The organism is Pseudomonas sp. HY2-MNA-CIBAN-0224 (genome assembly GCF_040310285.1).
GTDB classification, from domain to species: domain Bacteria; phylum Pseudomonadota; class Gammaproteobacteria; order Pseudomonadales; family Pseudomonadaceae; genus Aquipseudomonas; species Aquipseudomonas helleri.
In genome coordinates this window covers 1-438 of record NZ_JBEOPQ010000192.1, presented here as the reverse complement: position 1 = coordinate 438, position 438 = coordinate 1, and the positions used below count along the sequence as shown (strand labels likewise).

Below are 438 nucleotides of genomic sequence, written 5' to 3'. Positions count from 1 at the left end.
CATATTGGCAGGGCAAGAGCTACAAACGACTGTCCCTACCTATGATGACTGAGCTTGCCGTAGCCCTTAATCATACCAACACTTATGATGTTATTGTCGTTAGAGGTCTAGAAATTGCTACTCAATTACTAGACCACCCTGAAGTACTTGCTAAGTGTTGGATGTATTTGACAGATATACCACAAAGCTTAGCAGATTACGATAATGAACAGCGTCATATTATGCAAAGTATCGGTCAGGGTTGCCAAAAACTACTATGCCAAACTGAAGGTTTTATAGATTTATGGCAAGCTTTAGTACCTAGCCTCACAGATGATAAGTTCAATTTATATACGCCTGTTATACCAGATATCCCAATTAATTTACCTTTATTAACAGAGCGACCTCTACAGGCTATATATGCTGGAAAGTTTAAAGCGGATTGGATGACTATGGAGA

The 438-nt window shown here is 39.0% G+C and carries 1 pseudogene; it reads left to right on the top strand.

The window, feature by feature from the left end:
- Window positions 1-41: 41 nt before the first annotated feature.
- Window positions 42-438 (top strand): annotated as a pseudogene (locus AAEZ03_RS25985) (glycosyltransferase family protein); the annotation flags it as partial.